The organism is Rhizobacter sp. P1_G5, assembly GCF_056405435.1.
The window spans coordinates 1-2,836 of sequence record NZ_JBFUCB010000723.1 but is presented as its reverse complement, the minus strand read 5'-3'; the positions used below and the strand labels follow the sequence as shown (position 1 = coordinate 2,836).

General features: G+C 70.8%; 4 protein-coding genes. All 4 read left to right on the top strand.

The genetic code is table 11. The features are described from left to right. On the top strand, positions 1 to 541 hold a 541-nt coding region (locus tag AC1D12_RS30035), incomplete at its 5' end, for an FHIPEP family type III secretion protein (RefSeq protein WP_477844897.1). Further along, positions 542 to 808, top strand: a complete 267-nt coding sequence (gene sctS, locus AC1D12_RS30030) for a type III secretion system export apparatus subunit SctS (RefSeq protein ID WP_465113139.1) — start codon at positions 542 to 544, stop codon at positions 806 to 808. Continuing rightward, positions 805 to 2,490, top strand: a complete 1,686-nt coding sequence (gene sctC / locus AC1D12_RS30025; RefSeq protein ID WP_477844895.1) for a type III secretion system outer membrane ring subunit SctC — start codon at positions 805 to 807, stop codon at positions 2,488 to 2,490. Before sctS ends, sctC begins: the two co-directional genes overlap by 4 nt. Positions 2,491 to 2,492: 2 nt before the next feature. Further along, positions 2,493 to 2,836: FHA domain-containing protein (locus tag AC1D12_RS30020; RefSeq protein WP_477844893.1), on the top strand; the 344-nt coding region annotated here is incomplete at its 3' end.

The window sequence follows — 2,836 nt, the reverse complement described above, 5'->3', positions numbered from 1 at the left end:
GCGCGACGCGCCCGACCTGGCCGCCGAGGCCGCCCGCGTGGTGCCGCTGCAGCGCATCGTCGAGGTGCTGCGCCGGCTGCTGCAGGAAGGCATCCCGATCCGCAACCTGAACGCCATCCTCGAGGCGCTGGTGATCTGGACGCCGAAGGAGGCCGACGTGATCGCGCTGACCGAGCTGGTGCGCATCGCGCTCGGCCGCTACATCACCAGCCGCTTCGTCGGCGCCGACCGGCAGCTGCAGGCGATGCTGTTCGAGGTGGCCCTGCTCGACCGCGTGCAGGGCGCGGTGGAGCGCGGGCCGCGCGGCAACCTGCTGCTGCTGAGCCCGGCCGTCACGCAGGACATCCGCGACCAGGCGCGCCGCATCGCCGAGGGCAGCGCGCACCGGGTGGTCGCTGTCACCTCGTCGGACGTGCGCCGCTATGTGAAGACGCTGCTGGAGCCGGTGCTGCCGCAGCTCGTCGTGCTGTCGTACCAGGAGGTCGACGAGGACGTCGCGCTGCAGCCGGTCGGCTGGATCACCAACCCGAAGGCCGACTGAATGACGCCACACGATCTCCTCGACATCACCCGCGACGGCCTGCTGATCGTGCTGTGGGTGTCGCTGCCGGTGGTGGTGGTCTCCACGCTGTCGGCGCTGGTCGTCGCGGTGCTGCAGGCCGTCACGCAGATCCAGGACCAGAGCATCGGCCAGTCGGTGCGCCTGGTCGCGGTGATGCTGACCATCGTCGTCAGCGCCGGCTGGCTGGGGCGCGACGTGCTGCGCTTCGCCGAGCGGGCGTTCCAGACCGTGGCGCAGCTGCCATGAGGGCCGCCGCCTTGCTCCTGTCGATGCTGGTGGCCCTGGCATCGCCGCCGCTGCACGCCGCCGAGGTGCGCTGGAAGCCGCGCACGCTCAGCATCGTCGCCAACGACAAGCCGCTGGCCGATTTCCTGCGCGAGGTGGTGGCCTCGCAAGGCCTGACCGCGGTCGTCGACTCGAAGGTCAGCGGCATGATCAGCGGCAAGTTCACGATGCAGGCGCAGAGCATCCTCGACAGCGTCTGCACCACCTACGGCCTGACCTGGTTCTACGACGGCGCCTTCGTCTACATCGATCCGGCCAGCGAGGCGCGCAGCGAGGTGCTGCCGATCACCGCCGGCAGCGGCTCCGGCGTGACGCAGATGCTGGCGCGGCTGAAGATCGTCGACCCGCGCTACCCGGTCAGCGCGAACGACCGCGAGGGCAGCCTGTATGTCTCCGGCCCGAAGCGCTATGTCGACATGGTGCGCCAGGTGGTCAAGCTGGCCGACCAGAAGGCGGCGCTGGCCGACTACGCCGAGGTGCGGCTGTTTCCGCTCAAGTACGCCTGGGCCGGCGACGTGCGCGTCAACCGCTCCGGCAAGGACCTGCTGGTGCCCGGCGTCACCAACGTGTTGCGCAGCCTGTACGGCCGCAAGAACGGGCGCGCCGGCGGCGACGGCAAATCGGGCGTCGCGATGCGCGTCGGCGCGAGCCGCCAGCTCAAGCTGAGCTCGGGCGAATCGCTGAACGTGCCGAAGGTCGAGATGGGCTCGACCGGCGACGCCGGCGCGGCGGGCGGCAGCGACAGCACGCTGGACAACTTCACGCCCAGCAACGACCTGCCGCAGTTCCATGCCGACACCCGCATGAACGCGGTGCTGGTGCGCGACCTGCCGGACCGCATGGCGCAGTACGAGCGGCTGATCGCCGCGATGGACTCGCGCCCGCGCCTGATCGAGATCGAGGTCACGATCATGGACATCAGCAGCGACACGCTCGACACGCTGGGCGTCGACTGGCGCCTGCACGGCCGCCATGCCGACCTGCAGGTGGGGGCCGGCAACGGCAAGCCGCTGACCTGGAGCGGTGCCAGCACCGAGGCCGGCCAGACCGGTGCCACCACACCGGCCGGCGGCGTGTTCACCGCGGCCATCGGCAACGAGCTGCGCAACTTCCTGCTGGCCCGCGTCAGCGCGCTGACCAAGACCGGCACCGCCAACTTCGTCGCGCGGCCCAAGGTGCTGACGCTGAACAACACCGAGGCGGTGCTGGAGAACCTGAGCGAGCTGCATGTGCGCGTCGACGGCTTCCAGGACGCGGGCCTCTTCACCATCACCGCCGGCACCTCGCTGCGCGTGACGCCGCTGATCATCGACGAGCAGCCGGCGCGCAGCCTGATGATGTCGATCGACATCGCCGATGGCGACCTGAGTGCCGCGAGCGTCGACCAGATCCCGATCATCCGGCGCCGCACCGTCAACACGCAGGCGATGGTCGACGAGAACGCGAGCCTGCTGATCGCCGGCTTCTCGTCGGAGGAGACGATCAACGCGGTGACCGGCGTGCCGGTGCTGTCGGCGATCCCGCTGCTCGGCAACCTGTTCAAGTACACCGAGAAGTCGCGCGCCAACATGGAGCGCTTCTACCTGCTGACGCCGCGGCTGGTGCTGCCGGCGGTGGCGCGCGCCCCGGCCCCCGGAGGATGAGCATGAGTGCACTGCCCGCATCCCCCGCGCCGGCAGGCGCCGTCGCGCCGTCCTCCTGGTGCCTGCGCTTCCTGAACGGCGCGCTGCGCGGCCGCACCATCGCGCTGAAGCCGGGCGCGAACCTGGTCGGCTCGGCCGGCGACTGCGACGTGATGCTGCCGGGCGGCGACGTGCTGCCGCAGCACCTGCTGTTCAGCGTCGGCGAGCTGGTCGTCTCGGTGCAGCGGCTCGGCACCGCCGGCGCGCTGCTGAACGGCGAGGCGATGCAGCAGCCGCGGCGCAGCGTGGTGGCCGGCGACGTGCTGCGCGTCGGCGCGGTGGAGTTCCAGCTCGACCGCGTCTACGT